Raw genomic sequence first — 14,201 nt, forward strand, 5'->3', positions numbered from 1 at the left:
AGCCTACTGATCCGTTGACAGGAGCGACCCCTCGGCGCATGCTGAGCAAGCGCTTGCACAGTCGAGGGAGGGCAGGGATGACGCAACCCAGGGTGTTCACGTCCGCCGACGAGCTGCGGGCCGCGGTCGGGGAGCGGCTCGGCTACAGCGACTGGCTGGAGGTGGACCAGAAGCGGATCGACCTGTTCGCGGAGGCGACCGGCGACCACCAGTGGATCCACGTGGATCCGCAGGCCGCGGCGCGGGGGCCCTTCGGCACGACGATCGCGCACGGCTACCTGACGCTGTCCCTGCTGCCCGCGCTCGTCCCGCAGCTGCTGCGGGTGGAGGGCGTGACGATGGGCCTCAACTACGGGGCGAACAAAGTGCGTTTCCCGGCTCCGGTGCCGGTGGGATCGCGGCTGCGGGCGACCGCCGCGCTGAAGGAGGTCACGGATGTGCCCGGCGGGGGCGCGCAGCTGACGCTCACGGTGACCGTGGAGCGGGAGGGCGGCGACAAGCCGGTGTGCGTGGCGGAGCCGGTGTACCGCTACGCCTTCTGACGGCCGCCTGCGGCCGCCCCCGGCTGCCGCCCGGCGCCGACCATGCGCAGCACGAGCCCGGCGTACAGCTCACCGACCTCCTCAGGGGTACGGCGGCCCCGTACGTTGAACCAGCGGGCCACATCGATGCAGAGCGACAGCACGGCGACGGCGGTGCCGCGGACGTCGTCGACGTCGAACTCGCCTGCCGCGATGCCCTCCTCGACGATGCGCCGGACCACCGCGTCGCTCTGGCGGCGCAGCGCCACGATCTCGTCGCGGTGCTCGGGGCGCAGCGCGTCGAGTTCGTACTGGACGACGCGGGCGGTGGCGTACCGTCCGGCGTGCCAGCGGACGAAGGACCGTACGGCGCCGGCCAGCCGCTCGGCGGCGGTGCCGGGTCCGGCGGCGGCACTCTCCAGGATCTCCAGGGCCTTGGTGTGGCCGATGCTGCTGATCCGGTGGAGCAGCTCTTCCTTGGTCTTGTAGTGGATGTAGAGCGCGGCGGGGCTCATTCCGGCGCGGCCGGCGATGTCCCGGGTGGTGGTGGCGTGGTAGCCGCGCTCCGCGAACGCCTCGACGGCGGCCACGAGCAGCCGCCGGGCCGCCTCCGGGGCGACCTCGCCCCACGGCGCGTCGTCACCGCCGTCGGCTGCGTTGCCCGCCGTGTCCTCCGCCGTGCTCATCGTTCGCCCCTTCCCGCGATACGGGCCCGCACTGCGGGCCCGAACACCATACCGCGATGGTGAGCAAGCGCTTAGAGCTTCTGGAACGGGTCGTGCTCGGCCAGCAGCTTCTCCAGCCGGGCCTGGTCGACACGGCTGACGATCTGCCCGGCCTCCTGCCGGTCGCGGACGACCTTGGCGAGGGTGAAGGCGGAGGTCGTGAGGTAGAGCACGGCGATGCCGAGGAAGGCACGGACCCAGATGTCGGCCTCCAGGTTGACGACGCCGAGCGTGACGGCCCCGAGGGCGACGGCGAAGGAGGCGACGGCCTGACCGTAGTAGGCGGCGGTGTTCTTGTTCTTGAGCGGCGTGTCGGACATGACCCCAGCCTGCGGCCCGTGTGACCCTCCGCACATCCGTCGCGCTACTCAGATTCCGTACTCAGGGAGGCCGGGCGGCATGGCCTCAGAACGCGGAGACCCCGGTCAGCGCGCGGCCGATGACGAGCTTCTGGATCTGGCTCGTGCCCTCGTAGAGGGTCATCACGCGTGCGTCCCGCAGGAGTTTGCCCACCGGGTACTCGTCGATGTAGCCGTAGCCGCCGAAGACCTGGAGGGCGTTGTTGGCGCAGCGCACGGCCGCCTCCGAGGCGAAGAGCTTGGCCCGGGAGGCCGCGGTGGCGAAGTCCCGGCCGCGGTCCACGAGGTCGGCGACCCGCCAGGTGAGGAGCCGGGCCGCCTCGACGTCCACGGAGATGTCGCTGATCAGCTCCTGCACCAGCTGGTACGAGGCGATGGGCCTGCCGAACTGCTCCCGCTCCCCCGCGTAGCCGACGGCCGCGTCGAGGGCCGCCTGGGCGATGCCGACGCAGCCCGCGGCGACGGACATCCGGCCCTTGGCTAGGGCCGACATGGCGATGGCGAAGCCCTTGCCCTCCGGGCCGAGGAGGGCGCCGGGCGGCACCCGGACGTCCTGGAGCACCAGCTCCGCGGTGGCCTGGCCGCGCAGGCCGAGTTTGCCGTGCACGGGGCGGCGGGTGAGCCCCGGCGTGTCGGCGGGGACGAGGAACGCGGAGATGCCCCGGTGGCCGGGCGTGTCGTTCGTACGGGCGAAGAGCAGGACGACGTCGGCCCAGGTGCCGTTGGTGATGAACATCTTGGAGCCGTTGACGACCCAGTCACGGCCGGGCGCCTCGCGTACCGCCCGGGTGGCGAGCCCCGCCGCGTCGGAGCCCGTGCCGGGCTCGGTGAGCCCGAAGCAGCCCAGCGCCTCACCGGAGGTGAGCCGCGGCAGCCAGCGCCGCTTCTGCCCCTCGTCGCCCCAGGCCGCGATCGTCTTGGCGACCAGCCCGAGGGAGACGGAGACGATGCCGCGCACGGACGAGTCGCCGCGGCCCAGTTCCTCGTTGACGAGGCAGTACGAGAGGTGGTCGCCGCCCGAACCGCCGTACTGCTCCGGGACGGTGAGCCCGAGGAAGCCGAGGGCCCCGAGCTTGCGCACGATCGCCGGGTCGACGGACTCGGCGCGGTCCCAGTCGGAGGCGTACGGGGTGACCTCGCGGCGGACGAAGTCCTCGGCCAGCCTGCGGGCCGCCTGCTGCTCCTCGCTCAGCTCCAGGTTGACGCCTGTCACGCCGGCCCCCTTTAAATTATCACTGCTAGTTTTCGGTCGGGCAGCCCTACTATGTGCCGCATGGCCCGACCACGCAAGCCCCTGCTCAGCCGAGAACGCATCGTCGCCGCGGCGGCGGCCCTGGTGGACGCGGAGGGGCTCGACGCGGTCTCGACCCGGCGGCTGGCCGCCGAACTGGGGGTCAGCGGGCCGTCGCTGTACAACCACTTCCGGACGAAGGACGAGATCCTGGAGGCGGTCGCGGACGCGGTGAGCGCGCGGGTCGACCTGTCGATGTTCGACGAGGCGGACCCCCGGGACTGGCGCACGGCGCTGCACGACTGGGCGGTGTCCTATCGGGCGGCGCTCAGCGCGCACCCGAACATCGTGCCGGTCCTGGCCCGGGGGCCGGGGCGCAGGCCCGCGGGCCTCCGGGTGGCGGACGCGGTGTTCGGCGCGATGGTGCGCGCCGGGTGGCCCCCGGCGCAGGCGACGCATATCGGGGCGCTCATGCGGTACTTCATCACCGGCTCGGCGCTGGGGTCGTTCGCGCGGGGATTCGTCGATGACGCGGGGGCGTACGATCCGGCCGACTATCCGCACCTGGGACAGGCGCACCTGCTGGCGGAGCACCAGCGGCAGGTCGACGAGGGCGCCTTCGAGACGGGGCTCCAGGCGCTGCTGGAGGGGCTGGCGGTGCGGTTCGGGGCGGGAGCCGGGGACGGCTGCCCTGCCCCGCCCCCTCGCGAACCCGGGGGCACCGCCCCCGGCCCCCAGGACCGCCCCCGCTAGCTCAGCGAGCGGGGAGCGCTCCTGGAGACGGCGCGCCTGTCCCCGGACACCGGACGGGGCACGGGCGGGCCGCTCGTGCTCAGGCTCCCGGCGTGCTCGGATCGAAGACCACCAGTGCCCGGCCGCCCTTCCCCGCGCGCATGTTGTCGAAGGCCGTCGGGATGTCCTCCAGGCCGATCCGGTCCGTGACCAGGGCGGACAGATCCAGGCGGCCCTCACGGACGTGCTCCGCCAGGACCGGGAGGTCTTCGGCCGGGCTGGAGTTTCCGTACACGCAGCCGGAGAGGGTGCGGCCCCAGTGGAAGATCTCCAGGGCGTTGAAGGAGACCTGCTGGTCCTTGCCGCCGATCCCGACGACCGTGGTGCGGCCGCCGCGGCGGGTGGAGTCCCAGGCGGTACGGATGGTGTCGGCCCGGCCGACGCACTCGACGGCCACGTCCGCGCCCTGCCCGCCGGTCAGTCCGCGGATCTCCCTGGCGGTGGTGCCGGAGGCGAGGACGAACTCCGTCGCGCCCGCCGCCCGCGCCAGGGCCTCCTTCTCCTCCGACACGTCCACCGCGACGACCGGCCCCGCACCCGCGATACGCGCCGCCTGGAGCGCGGCCAGGCCGACCCCGCCCACGCCGAACACGGCGACGGACTCGCCCTCGCGGACGCGGGCGGAGTGGTGGACCGCGCCGTAGCCGGTGAGCACGGCGCAGCCGAGCAGGGCGGCGTCGGTGAGCGGCACCCCGTCGGGGACGGGCAGCACGCAGTTCGCGGCGACCACGGTCTCCTCCGCGAACGCGGCAACGTTCAGGCCCGGGTGCAGCTCGGTGCCGTCCTCGGTGACGGCGTGCACCCGCCCCACCCCGGTGAGCGCGTCGGCGCAGAGCCACACCTCACCGAGCCCGCAGTGATGGCAGGTCCCGCACGACGGGGCCCAGTTGAGGACCACGCCGTCACCCGGTGCGACACGGGTGACCCCTTCACCGACCGCGACGACCGTCCCGGCGCCCTCGTGTCCGAGTACGGCCGGGACGGGCACGCGCATGGTGCCGTTCGACAGGGACAGGTCGGAGTGGCAGACCCCGGCGGCGGCAAGGCGCACCCGGACCTGTCCGGGCCCGGGCTCGGGCAGGTCGATGCGGGTTATCTCCAGCGGAGACCCGACGGACGGCAGGACGGCGGCACGGACGACCACGATCGGTTTCTCCCGAAGCAGGGGGCGGGTTGGGTTGGTGGAACGGGCTCAGAACTGGAGCGACTTGGTGTGCAGGTACTCGGTCAGGCCGTGAGCGCCCAGCTCCCGGCCGATGCCGGACCGCTTGTAGCCGCCGAAGGGGGCGAGCGCGTTGAACCGGCCGCCGTTGACGTCGATCTGCCCGGCCTCCATACGGCGGGCGAACGCCGTGGCCGCCTCCGGCTCGCCCCACACCGCGCCCGCCAGGCCGTAGTCGGTGCCGTTGGCGATCCGCAGGGCGTCCTCCTCGTCCTCGTACCGCAGGAACACGACGACCGGGCCGAAGATCTCCTCCTGGGCGATGGTCATCTCGGGGGTGACGTCGGCGAAGAGGGTGGGGCTGACGTAGAAGCCGCGCGCCAGCGGCGGCGTGGGGCCGCCGGTCACCAGGCGGGCACCCTCCGCGATGCCCTTCTCGATGTAGCCCACGACCCGGTCCCGCTGGGCGGCGCTGACGAGCGGGCCGAGCCGCTCCCCCGGCACATACCCGGCGAGCGCCTCGGCGGCCACGGCCACGGCCTCCTCGTACCGGTCCCTGTGGACGAGGACCCGGGTGAGCGCGCTGCACCGCTGACCGGAGTTGGACAGGGCGTTGGCGAGGCTGCCCCTGACCGCCGCGGCCACGTCGGCACCGGGCAGCAGGACGCTCGCGGACTTGCCGCCCAGCTCCAGCGCGACGCGCTTGACGGCCCCGCCGGCGAGCGCGCCGACGCGGCGGCCGACGGCGGTGGATCCGGTGAAGGACACCATGTCCACGCCCTCGTGCTCGACGAGCGCCTGCCCGGCGACCGGGCCGAGGCCGGTGACCATGTTGAACACCCCGGCGGGAAGGCCCGACTCGTGCACCGCCTGCGCGAACAGCAGGGCGGTGAGCGGGGTGTTCTCGGCCGGCTTGAGCACCACCGTGCAGCCCGCGGCGAGCGCGGGGACCACCTTGGCGACGATCTGGTGGAGGGGGTAGTTCCAGGGCGTGATCGCGCCGACCACGCCGACCGGCTCCATCAGCACGGTGGAGTTGCCGACCTTCTCCTCGAAGGGGTACGTCGCGAGCAGCTCGGCGTACGAACCGGCGACGGCGACCGGCAGCCCCACGTGCACGGCCTGCGCCAGCTTCGGCGGGGCGCCCAGCTCGGCGGTGACCGTCGCGGCGATCTCGTCCGCGCGGGCCGCCACCGCGTCGCGCAGGGCCGCGATCCGGGCCGCGCGCCGGGCGGGCGGGGTGGCCGCCCAGTCCGGGAACGCGGCGCGCGCGGCCCGTACGGCCGCGTCCACGTCCTGTGCGGACCCGGCCGCCACATGGGCGATGACCTCCTCGGTCGCCGGGTTCACCACCGCGACGGACTCGGCGGTGGTGACCGGCTGCCACGCCCCGTTGACGTAGCTCCCCTCGTGGACCTTCATCGCTGCTCCCTGCTCGACCCGGTGACCGGCGATCCGATGACCCGATGACCTGTTGACCCTCTGGCTGCGAACCAAACTAGCGGCGGTAGTTTTCTGTCGCCAGGGGGACCGGGCGGCGGGACGGCACGATCCTGCCATCCCGGCGGGGGACGGACCCGGCCGGGTCAGAAGGCCACGCGTACGCGATCGTCGACACGGGCGACGGATTCCTGGGCGAACATGTCCGTGTACACGCCCCTGATCCGTTCGATCCGGGCCCGGGCCGCCTCGGCCTCGCTCGACGGATACAGCAGGATCAGCTCGTACGACCGCTCACGCACGATCGCCCCGGACGCACCCCGCCACTGGCCGCGCCCCTCCTGGACCGTGAGACCGTCCGGGAAGCGGGGGGTGACCTCATGGTCGACGAACGCCATGAACTGCCGGTCGGTGACGGCGGGCCCGCCGTCCGGACGTTCGGTGCCGAAGAGCAGGCGGGTCTCGACGAAGGGCCGGGCGCCGGCAGGGGAGGCGGCGGGCGGGGGCGCCCCGTCGGCGAGGGTGGCGTACGCGGTGGGGGCGGCGGCTCCGAGCAGCGCGGCGGCTGCCAGGGCGACGGGGAGGCGGGCGCGGGGCGAGACGCGGGTGCGGGTGCCGGCGGACTTGGCGGACATAAAAGCGTTCTCCTCTTGCCTTGTGGGTCGCGGTCGCGCGAGGACAGCGATCACTCTTGCAGGGAGTGATCGGATCGTCACGCTTTCAGGACGGCCGTCAGGTGGGCGAAGACCACGACGTTCGCCGCGTAGCCCCCCTTCGGGCGGAAGGAACCCCCGCAGGTGAGCAGCCGCAGCTCGGGCCGGTCCGCCTGGCCGTAGACCTCCCGGTCGGGGAACCGGTCCTTGTCGTACGTACGGACGCGGTCGACGGTGAACACCGCGGTGAGTCCGTCCTCGCGGGTGACACGGACGGTGTTGCCCGGCTTGAGGGAGTCGAGGTTCAGGAAGATGGCCGGACCGGTGCGGGTGTCCCGGTGACCGACGGCGATGGCAGTGCCCTTCTCGCCGGGCGTGGGCCCGCCCTCGTACCAGCCCACGAGCCGGGGGTTGTCGACGGGCGGGGAGCGCAGGGCTCCGGACCGGTCGAGACCGAGGCCGACGACGGGTGCCTCGATGGTGATCGCGGGAATGGCGAGACGCTTCGCCGCCGAGGGCGGGAGGGGCGCAGGGAGCGGCTCGGCCTTCTTGACGGGTGACGGGGCGGGGGCGGGCTTCGCGGACGACGTGGGCTTCGCGGTGGGTCTGGGCTTCGTGGTGGGGGTCGGCTTCGCGGTGGGGGTGGCCTCGGGCACCTGCGCCGTCTTCGAGGCCTTCGCGGCCGGGGTGGCGGACCCGGCGGCCACGGCGGGCCCGGACGGTTCGCCGTCCTGGGCCCACCACATCCCGCCGGCGACGAGCACCCAGGCCAGCACCACGGTCCGGGTGAGGCGGAAGAGGCGTCGCTGCCGGCGGGTGAGCCGTGCGGTCCGGGGCCTGCGCGGGCTACGCCGCGCCATGGGCGCGCCGGCGGCGGCGGACGAGGATCAGCCCGGCCGTCCCCGCCAGGCCGGCGGCGAGCGCCGAACCGACGCCGAACGCCGCGGAGCCGCCGCCGCTGTCGCCGCCGGCCGGCTCGGCCATCCCACCGCCGCCGGCCCCGACACCGCCGTGCGGGTACTCGTGGTGCCGCTTGCCCGGGCCACCGCCGTTGCCGTTGCCGCCTCCGTTGCCGTTGCCGCCTCCGTTGCCGTTGCCGTTGCCGCCGGGTGGGCAGTCGACGCGGAAGACCTTCATCTTCCCGGCACCCGAGGCCCCCTCGAAGGTCCAGGTGAGCTTGTACATGCCGTCCGGCAGGGACAGCTCCTGGGTGTGTCCGGTGCCGGTGGCGAGGGTGATGTCTCCCTGCAGGGTGGCGTCGCCGGACTGCATCGGCTGGGGCACGATCGACCAGCTCACCTGCTGGAGCGTGTCGAAGTTGAAGGCGGCGAGGTAGAAGCGGCAGACCTTGGGTTCGTTGCGCTGGTCGGTGGTGGGCGTGGTGATGCTGTGGATCTTGATGTCGCCGTTGTCGCCGGGGGCGGCGACGGCCGCGGGCGCGGTGCCGAACGCGGCTCCACCGAGGGCGAGGGCGGCGACGGCGGTGCGCAGGAGTGGTCGGGCTGCGGTCATGAAGGGGGCCTCCGTGAGAAGTCGAACGAATCGGCTCTGTCCGGCCTTGAGCCGCTTCGAATGACCTGGAGCAGCCCCGAACGGCCTCGAACGGCCCGAGTCGGTCGTAACCGACCCAAACCGGCCTGATGAGCCGATAATCCGACTATCAGTCAGATTCCGGACATCCACGGACTTCACGGCGGCGCGCCGCCACGGTTCGCCCGGTCGGCGCAGCAACGCTGAAGGCCCGCCGTCACCCCCGTTGACGACGGGCCGACCGAATCCTACGGTCATACATAGGATTCCATGAAACCGCAGGAGCGTGCCATGACCACCCAGCCGCCGGCGCAGGCGACCAAGACGGCCGAGAACCTGGAGTACCTCTCCGGTTTCGGCAACGAGCACCACTCGGAGGCCGTCCCCGGCGCCCTGCCTCAGGGCCGGAACTCGCCGCAGCGCGCCCCGCTGGGGCTCTACGCCGAGCAGCTCAGCGGCAGCGCGTTCACCGAGCCCCGGGCTCACAACCGGCGCTCGTGGCTGTACCGGATCCGGCCCTCGGCGGCGCACCCGCCGTTCGTGCGTGCCGACAACGGCGCCCTGCGCTCGGCTCCCTTCACCGAGACCGTTCCGGACCCGAACCGGCTCCGCTGGAACCCGCTGCCGCAGCCCGCCCCCGGCACGGACTGGCTGGCCGGGCTGTGGACCCTCGGGGGCAACGGCGACCCCGCGCAGCGCTCGGGCATGGCCGTGCACCTCTACCACGCGAACGCCTCCATGGAGCGGGTCTTCAGCGATGCCGACGGCGAGCTGCTGATCGTTCCCGAGCAGGGCGGGCTGCTGCTCCGCACCGAGCTGGGCCTGCTGGCCGCCCGGCCCGGCGAGGTCGCGCTGGTCCCGCGCGGGGTGCGCTTCCGTGTGGAGCTGCTCGACGCCACGGCGCGCGGCTATGTGTGCGAGAACTACGGGCAGCCGTTCCAGCTCCCGGACCTGGGCCCGATCGGTGCCAACGGCCTGGCCAACCCGCGTGACTTCCGCGCCCCGGTCGCCGCGTACGAGGACGCCGAGGGCCCCGTGGAGGTGGTCAACAAGTACTGCGGCAACCTGTGGGCCGCGACCTACGGCCACTCGCCGCTGGACGTCGTCGCCTGGCACGGCAACCACGTCCCGTACGTCTACGACCTGCGGACGTTCAACGTCATCGGGACGATCAGCTACGACCACCCGGACCCGTCGATCTTCACGGTGCTGACCTCCCCGTCCGACACCCCGGGCCTCGCGGGCGTCGACTTCGTCGTGTTCGCGCCGCGCTGGCTGGTCGGTGAGGACACGTTCCGGCCGCCGTACTTCCACCGGAACGTGATGAGCGAGTACATGGGCCTGATCGAGGGCGCGTACGACGCCAAGGCGGAAGGATTCGTGCCCGGCGGCGGCTCGCTGCACAACATGATGTCCGCGCACGGCCCCGACCGGGAGACCTTCGACAAGGCGAGCGCCGCCGACCTCGTGCCGCAGAAGGTGGACGACGGCCTGGCGTTCATGTTCGAGACCCGGTGGCCGATGACCACCACGGCCCAGGCGGTGGACGCGGACCACCTTCAGCGGGGCTACGACGACGTGTGGCAGGGTCTGGAACGCCACTTCCGCCCGTAGTACGCCCCGGCTGTACGCAGCAGTACGGAGATGCCGTGTCCGCCTTCGCCCCCGACTCGCTGGTCCTGAACCGCAAGCTGCCGCTGTGGTACCAGGTGTCCCAGTCCCTGCGCGCGTCCGTACTCGGACGCTCCCCGGACGCGTCGCTGCGCCTCCCCACCGAGGAGCAGCTCGCGGCGCACTACGGGGTGAGCGTGCTGACCATGCGCCAGGCGCTGAAGGAGCTGGAGGAGGAGGGCCTGATCAGCAGGCACCGGCGGCGCGGCACCTTCATCGAACCGGGGGCGCGGCGCAGCGCCCCGCGCCGGCTGCTGGGTTCGATCGACGCGATCGTGGCCCAGCAGTCCGGTGAGCGGACGACGATCCTCGGCCACGGCCCGGGCCGGGTGCCCGGCGACCTGGCCGAGCACTTCCCTGACTCGGCCGAGGTCGTCACGTACCGGAGGCTCCGCCGCGACGCGGAGTCGGACGAGCCGACGAACTGGGCGGAGAACGCGGTACGTCCGGACGTGGCGGCCCGGATCGACCTGGCCGATCTGGAGCGCTGGCCGATGACGAAGGTGCTGCGGGACGCGGTCGGCGTGCGGATCAGCCGCATCACGGACACGGTGGAGGCACGGCTCGCGGACCCGGAGACGGCGGAGCTGCTCCAGGTGCCGCTGCTGTCCCCGATCCTGCACTACACGGGCGTGACGTACGGCGAGGACGGCCGGGTGGTCGACGTGGCCCGGATCCGGTACCGGGGGGACCGGTTCTCCTTCACGGTGACGGTCGAGGCGGACTGAGAGGCGGGCGGGCCGCCTCGGTCACTACCATGTCGGGCCGTGCCGACCGTGAACGACGACGCCCCGCTGCTCGACGACCTCATGCCGTGGTCCGTGCCGCCCCTGCGCCTCGGCCGGGAGTGGGTGGTCGCCCCCGACCTCCGCACCCTGCGCGCCCGCTGGGACGCGCTGCTCGCGGCCGAGGGCGCCGAGCGCGACGCGCTGTTCCGGCCGAGCCGGGCCCGGACGACGCGCACGGCGGTCGCCGCGCTGCCGGGGCAGCGGACCGGGACGGTGCGGCTCGTACGGGAGGCCGGGCCCTGCCCGGAGCCGGTGCGCCTGGCGTACGGCCCGTTCGACGAGCAGTGGCTGCTGCCGGACCACCGGCTGATCGACGTGGCGCGCCCCGAGCTGTGGCGGGTGGCGGACGACCGTCAGCTGTTCGCCGTGGAGCAGCCGTACGTGCCCCGGGCGGCGGGGCCCGCGCTGCTGGTGACGGCCGCGCTGCCGGACGGCCGCTCCCCCGCCGGGCGCCCCGGCCGGATCCGGCCGCTGTACCGGCGTCCCGGGGGTCTGGAGCCCAATGTCGTGCCCGGGCTCCTGGAGCTGCTGGAGGCCCGCTACGGGATGCCGGTCACCGCGCGGGACCTGCTGGCCTGGGCGGTGGCGGCGGCACGGCCCACGCCCGAGGGGTGCCGGGTGCCGTTGCCGGGCGGGCCCGGGACGTGGGCGGCGGGGGTGGCCCTGGGACAGCGGCTGACGGGGATCCACCTGCGGGGCGCGCGGGGCGGTGACCGGCCGCGCCTTCCCGGCGGGCGGCGCCCCTACGTGCGGGCCCCGCTGCCTCCGGACCCCGGCACGCTCGCGTACGACGCGGAGGGCGAGGCCCTGGTGGTGGGCGGGACGGGGCGGATCGCTCCGGTGCCCGAGGAGGCCTGGGAGTTCCGGGTGGGCGGCGCGCGGATGCTGCCGCTGTGGTTCGAGCGGCGTGCGGGTGAGGCCGAGCCGGGGACGCTGGACGCGGTCAGGCCTCGGGAATGGCCGCGGGAATGGACGTCCGAGCTGCTGGAGCTCGTCACCGTGCTGGCCCTGCTGGACGGCCTGGAGGCCGAGCGCCGGGCCCTCCTGCCGGGCGGGGGTCCGGGGCTCACCCGCAGCGCGCTGCGGGCCGCCGGGGTGCTGCCCGCAGGGGACGCCGCGCGGCGGCCGGCATCAGTGCTGGACCACTGGGAGGAGGGGCCGGAGGGGCAGGGCGCGCTGCTGTAGGCGGTGCACGACGGGCCCTCCCCCGCCCCGCGCCCAACGGAACCGGGGTCCCCGTTCTCGCGCCTGGGAGCTACCGCCGACCCGAGGAGCCTGGGAGAGCCCGGCCCCGGAAGCCGGCCGGACCGGCGTCGGCGTGTGTGGGGGGGGAAGGCACCGCCGGACGCACGCCCAGTGGCGCCCGGCCCGTGACAACGTGCCCCGTACACGATATGCACGGGTGCCATGAGCACCCACCCGCAGCCCCTGCCGCTCGACGGAGTCACGGTCGTCGCCGTCGAGCAGGCCGTATCCGCTCCTTTCGCCACCCGCCAGCTCGCGGACCTGGGCGCCCGGGTCATCAAGATCGAGCGCCCCGACGGCGGTGACTTCGCCCGCGGCTACGACACCGCGGCCCGCGGGCTCGCCTCGCACTTCGTGTGGTGCAACCGCGGCAAGGAGTCCCTGGCGGTCGACCTCAAGGACCCCCGCGGGCTGGCCCTCGTACGGCGGCTCGTCGCGGACGCCGACGTGTTCGTGCAGAACCTGGCGCAGGGTGCGGCGGCCCGCCTGGGCCTGGACGCGGCGACCTTGTGCGCGGCGCACCCCCGTCTCGTCGCGGTGGACATATCCGGCTACGGCGCGGGCGGCCCGTACGCGCACAAGCGGGCCTACGACATGCTCGTGCAGTGCGAGGCGGGCCTCGTGTCGGTGACGGGCACGGCGGAGCAGCCGGTCAAGGCGGGCGTCCCGGCGGCCGACATCGCGGCGGCGATGTACGCGTTCTCGGGCGTGCTGGCGGCGCTGCTGCGGCGGGCGGCGACGGGGCGCGGCGGCCCGGTGGAGGTCTCCATGCTGGAGTCGCTGGCGGAGTGGATGGGCCACCCGCTGCACCACGGTATGCACGGGGGCGAGGCACCGGTGCGTACGGGTGTGGCGCATGCCGTCATCGCCCCGTACGACGCCTACGGGACGGCCGACGGCGGGCAGGTGCTGCTGTCGGTGCAGAACGACCGCGAGTGGCGCCGCCTGGCCGAGCAGGTGCTGGGCCGCCCGGAGTTGGGCGAGGATCCGGACTTCGCCACGAATACGGCCCGGGTGGCGCGCCGGGAGAAGACGGACGCGGTGGTGGCGGAGGCGCTGGCCGCGCTGGACACGGCGGAGGCGCTGGCGCGGCTGGACGCGGCGGGCATCGCGTGCGCCCGGCTGAACACGGTGGCCGATGTGGCGGGCCACCCCCAGCTGTCCGCGCGCGACCGCTGGCGTGAGGTTCCCTCACCGGCGGGCCCCCTGCGGGCCCTGCTGCCGCCGATCACCCTTCCGGACGGCCCGGAGGCACGCATGGGCGCGGTCCCTTCCCTCGGGGAGCACACGGACCTGCTGCTCCGGGAACTGGGTGTGCCGGCGGAGGACCGGGCGGCGCTGCGGCGAGAGGGCGTGGTCGCCTGACGGACGCGGGCTGCCCCTGGGCGGACGGAGGCGCGGGCCGGATGGCGCGTGACACATGACGTGTGAGGCGGGCCGGGCTGCCCGGGACCGGGCGGCAGAAGGCCGTCACGCCGGGCGTGCGACGCGGGGTGGCAGGACGGGCCGCAGGGCGCGCAGCGCCGACGGGGCCGGGTGAGGAATCACCCGAGCGCAGGGCACGGACCACCGAACGCGTGGCCGGGGGACGGGGGCACGCGGCGCAGGATCCGGGCCCGGGATGCCGGACGGGCGGTGCGCGGGGTGTGGGCGGGAGGCCGGTGCGGGGAGGGGTGTACGTGACGTCGGAGCGGGGCTCGGGGTGACCGGCCGGGCCCCGCTCCGCTAGCCGTGGTTGCCGAAGAGCGAGCGGCGCAGTCGGCGCAGCGGCGCGAAGAGCGAGACACGCGCGCTCCTGCTCCGACGGCTGTGCACGACGTCACGGGTCGTCAGCTCACGCATCAGCGAGGTCGCCTCCGCGACGTCGCGCTGCGGAATGGCCGGCCCCCCGAGAACCGCGAGGTGGCGGTCCAGTCGCGAACTGGTCGCGCCGCTCTTACAACTGATCGCAGGCACACGCGGCCTGCCGCGCATCGTTATCTGTTCCATGTCACTCCCCACCCGTACAAGGGCACCCGGCCCGGGCCACGTTAAGCCTATCGTCCCCGCATCGCAGCCGTGTATCCCGGTATCGGGATTCACCG

General features: G+C 73.9%; 15 protein-coding genes. 6 read left to right on the forward strand and 9 right to left on the reverse strand.

All coding sequences use genetic code 11. The annotated features are described in order from the left end of the window. Nucleotides 1-77: 77 nt before the first annotated feature. Complete coding sequence (locus I3F58_RS08020; RefSeq protein ID WP_240107556.1) at nucleotides 78-542, forward strand: MaoC family dehydratase; 465 nt, start codon at nucleotides 78-80, stop codon at nucleotides 540-542. Here I3F58_RS08020 and I3F58_RS08025 read toward each other — a convergent pair. From I3F58_RS08025 to I3F58_RS08035, 3 genes are all read right to left on the reverse strand, one after another. Further along, complete coding sequence (locus I3F58_RS08025) at nucleotides 530-1,207, reverse strand: TetR/AcrR family transcriptional regulator (protein ID WP_240107557.1); 678 nt, start codon at nucleotides 1,205-1,207, stop codon at nucleotides 530-532. The two genes, I3F58_RS08020 and I3F58_RS08025, sit on opposite strands and share 13 nt — an antisense overlap. 71 nt (nucleotides 1,208-1,278) lie before the next feature. Next, nucleotides 1,279-1,566, reverse strand: a complete 288-nt coding sequence (locus tag I3F58_RS08030; protein ID WP_240107558.1) for a YiaA/YiaB family inner membrane protein — start codon at nucleotides 1,564-1,566, stop codon at nucleotides 1,279-1,281. 85 nt (nucleotides 1,567-1,651) lie between these two features. Next, nucleotides 1,652-2,818 (reverse strand): acyl-CoA dehydrogenase family protein, encoded by a 1,167-nt coding sequence (locus I3F58_RS08035; protein ID WP_240107559.1) that lies wholly within the window; start codon nucleotides 2,816-2,818, stop codon nucleotides 1,652-1,654. Nucleotides 2,819-2,878: 60 nt separating this feature from the next. Between I3F58_RS08035 and I3F58_RS08040 the strand changes: the two genes are divergently transcribed. After that, the gene (locus I3F58_RS08040; RefSeq protein WP_240107560.1) at nucleotides 2,879-3,589 is read left to right on the forward strand and encodes a TetR/AcrR family transcriptional regulator; all 711 of its coding nucleotides are present in this window, start codon (nucleotides 2,879-2,881) and stop codon (nucleotides 3,587-3,589) included. Between the two features lie 79 nt (nucleotides 3,590-3,668). Here the strand turns inward: I3F58_RS08040 and I3F58_RS08045 are convergent, their stop codons facing one another. The 5 genes from I3F58_RS08045 to I3F58_RS08065 form a co-directional block, all read right to left on the reverse strand. Beyond that, nucleotides 3,669-4,772: a Zn-dependent alcohol dehydrogenase gene (locus I3F58_RS08045; RefSeq protein WP_240107561.1), complete on the reverse strand. Its 1,104-nt coding sequence runs from the start codon at nucleotides 4,770-4,772 to the stop codon at nucleotides 3,669-3,671. A gap of 48 nt (nucleotides 4,773-4,820) precedes the next feature. Beyond that, entirely contained in the window at nucleotides 4,821-6,212 is a 1,392-nt protein-coding gene (locus tag I3F58_RS08050) for an aldehyde dehydrogenase family protein (protein WP_240107562.1), read from the reverse strand. A 164-nt stretch (nucleotides 6,213-6,376) separates the two neighbouring features. Beyond that, nucleotides 6,377-6,865, reverse strand: coding sequence for a DUF3574 domain-containing protein (locus I3F58_RS08055; protein ID WP_240107563.1), 489 nt, complete (start codon nucleotides 6,863-6,865; stop codon nucleotides 6,377-6,379). Between the two features lie 77 nt (nucleotides 6,866-6,942). Continuing rightward, entirely contained in the window at nucleotides 6,943-7,743 is an 801-nt protein-coding gene (locus I3F58_RS08060; protein ID WP_240107564.1) for a class F sortase, read from the reverse strand. After that, nucleotides 7,730-8,395, reverse strand: a complete 666-nt coding sequence (locus I3F58_RS08065) for a hypothetical protein (protein ID WP_240107565.1) — start codon at nucleotides 8,393-8,395, stop codon at nucleotides 7,730-7,732. The genes I3F58_RS08060 and I3F58_RS08065 overlap by 14 nt, the downstream gene beginning before the upstream one ends. A gap of 309 nt (nucleotides 8,396-8,704) precedes the next feature. Between I3F58_RS08065 and hmgA the strand changes: the two genes are divergently transcribed. The 4 genes from hmgA to I3F58_RS08085 all read left to right on the forward strand — a co-directional run bounded on the left by hmgA (nucleotide 8,705) and on the right by I3F58_RS08085 (nucleotide 13,482). Continuing rightward, complete coding sequence (hmgA, locus tag I3F58_RS08070) at nucleotides 8,705-10,027, forward strand: homogentisate 1,2-dioxygenase (protein ID WP_240107566.1); 1,323 nt, start codon at nucleotides 8,705-8,707, stop codon at nucleotides 10,025-10,027. A gap of 35 nt (nucleotides 10,028-10,062) precedes the next feature. Beyond that, the gene (locus I3F58_RS08075) at nucleotides 10,063-10,812 is read left to right on the forward strand and encodes a GntR family transcriptional regulator (protein ID WP_240107567.1); all 750 of its coding nucleotides are present in this window, start codon (nucleotides 10,063-10,065) and stop codon (nucleotides 10,810-10,812) included. Nucleotides 10,813-10,851: 39 nt separating this feature from the next. Then, nucleotides 10,852-12,057, forward strand: coding sequence for a type ISP restriction/modification enzyme (locus I3F58_RS08080; RefSeq protein WP_374207924.1), 1,206 nt, complete (start codon nucleotides 10,852-10,854; stop codon nucleotides 12,055-12,057). Between the two features lie 222 nt (nucleotides 12,058-12,279). Next, nucleotides 12,280-13,482, forward strand: a complete 1,203-nt coding sequence (locus I3F58_RS08085; RefSeq protein WP_240107568.1) for a CaiB/BaiF CoA-transferase family protein — start codon at nucleotides 12,280-12,282, stop codon at nucleotides 13,480-13,482. A 360-nt stretch (nucleotides 13,483-13,842) separates the two neighbouring features. Here I3F58_RS08085 and I3F58_RS08090 read toward each other — a convergent pair whose 3' ends face one another. Further along, entirely contained in the window at nucleotides 13,843-14,106 is a 264-nt protein-coding gene (locus tag I3F58_RS08090; protein ID WP_240107569.1) for a hypothetical protein, read from the reverse strand. Nucleotides 14,107-14,201 lie beyond the last annotated feature (95 nt).

Origin of the sequence: Streptomyces sp. MUM 203J (assembly GCF_022414595.1) — a bacterium.
Taxonomy (GTDB): Bacteria; Actinomycetota; Actinomycetes; order Streptomycetales; family Streptomycetaceae; genus Streptomyces.

Excerpts from the sequence above, each read along its gene's own strand:
- I3F58_RS08050 (WP_240107562.1), bottom strand. The coding sequence starts at position 6,212 with ATGAAGGTCCACGAGGGGAGCTACGTCAACGGGGCGTGGCAGCCGGTC.
- I3F58_RS08090 (WP_240107569.1), bottom strand. The coding sequence starts at position 14,106 with ATGGAACAGATAACGATGCGCGGCAGGCCGCGTGTGCCTGCGATCAGT.
- I3F58_RS08060 (WP_240107564.1), bottom strand. The coding sequence starts at position 7,743 with ATGGCGCGGCGTAGCCCGCGCAGGCCCCGGACCGCACGGCTCACCCGC.
- I3F58_RS08055 (WP_240107563.1), bottom strand. The coding sequence starts at position 6,865 with ATGTCCGCCAAGTCCGCCGGCACCCGCACCCGCGTCTCGCCCCGCGCC.
- I3F58_RS08025 (WP_240107557.1), bottom strand. The coding sequence starts at position 1,207 with ATGAGCACGGCGGAGGACACGGCGGGCAACGCAGCCGACGGCGGTGAC.
- I3F58_RS08065 (WP_240107565.1), bottom strand. The coding sequence starts at position 8,395 with ATGACCGCAGCCCGACCACTCCTGCGCACCGCCGTCGCCGCCCTCGCC.
- I3F58_RS08085 (WP_240107568.1), top strand. The coding sequence starts at position 12,280 with ATGAGCACCCACCCGCAGCCCCTGCCGCTCGACGGAGTCACGGTCGTC.
- I3F58_RS08020 (WP_240107556.1), top strand. The coding sequence starts at position 78 with ATGACGCAACCCAGGGTGTTCACGTCCGCCGACGAGCTGCGGGCCGCG.
- I3F58_RS08040 (WP_240107560.1), top strand. The coding sequence starts at position 2,879 with ATGGCCCGACCACGCAAGCCCCTGCTCAGCCGAGAACGCATCGTCGCC.
- I3F58_RS08030 (WP_240107558.1), bottom strand. The coding sequence starts at position 1,566 with ATGTCCGACACGCCGCTCAAGAACAAGAACACCGCCGCCTACTACGGT.
- hmgA (WP_240107566.1), top strand. The coding sequence starts at position 8,705 with ATGACCACCCAGCCGCCGGCGCAGGCGACCAAGACGGCCGAGAACCTG.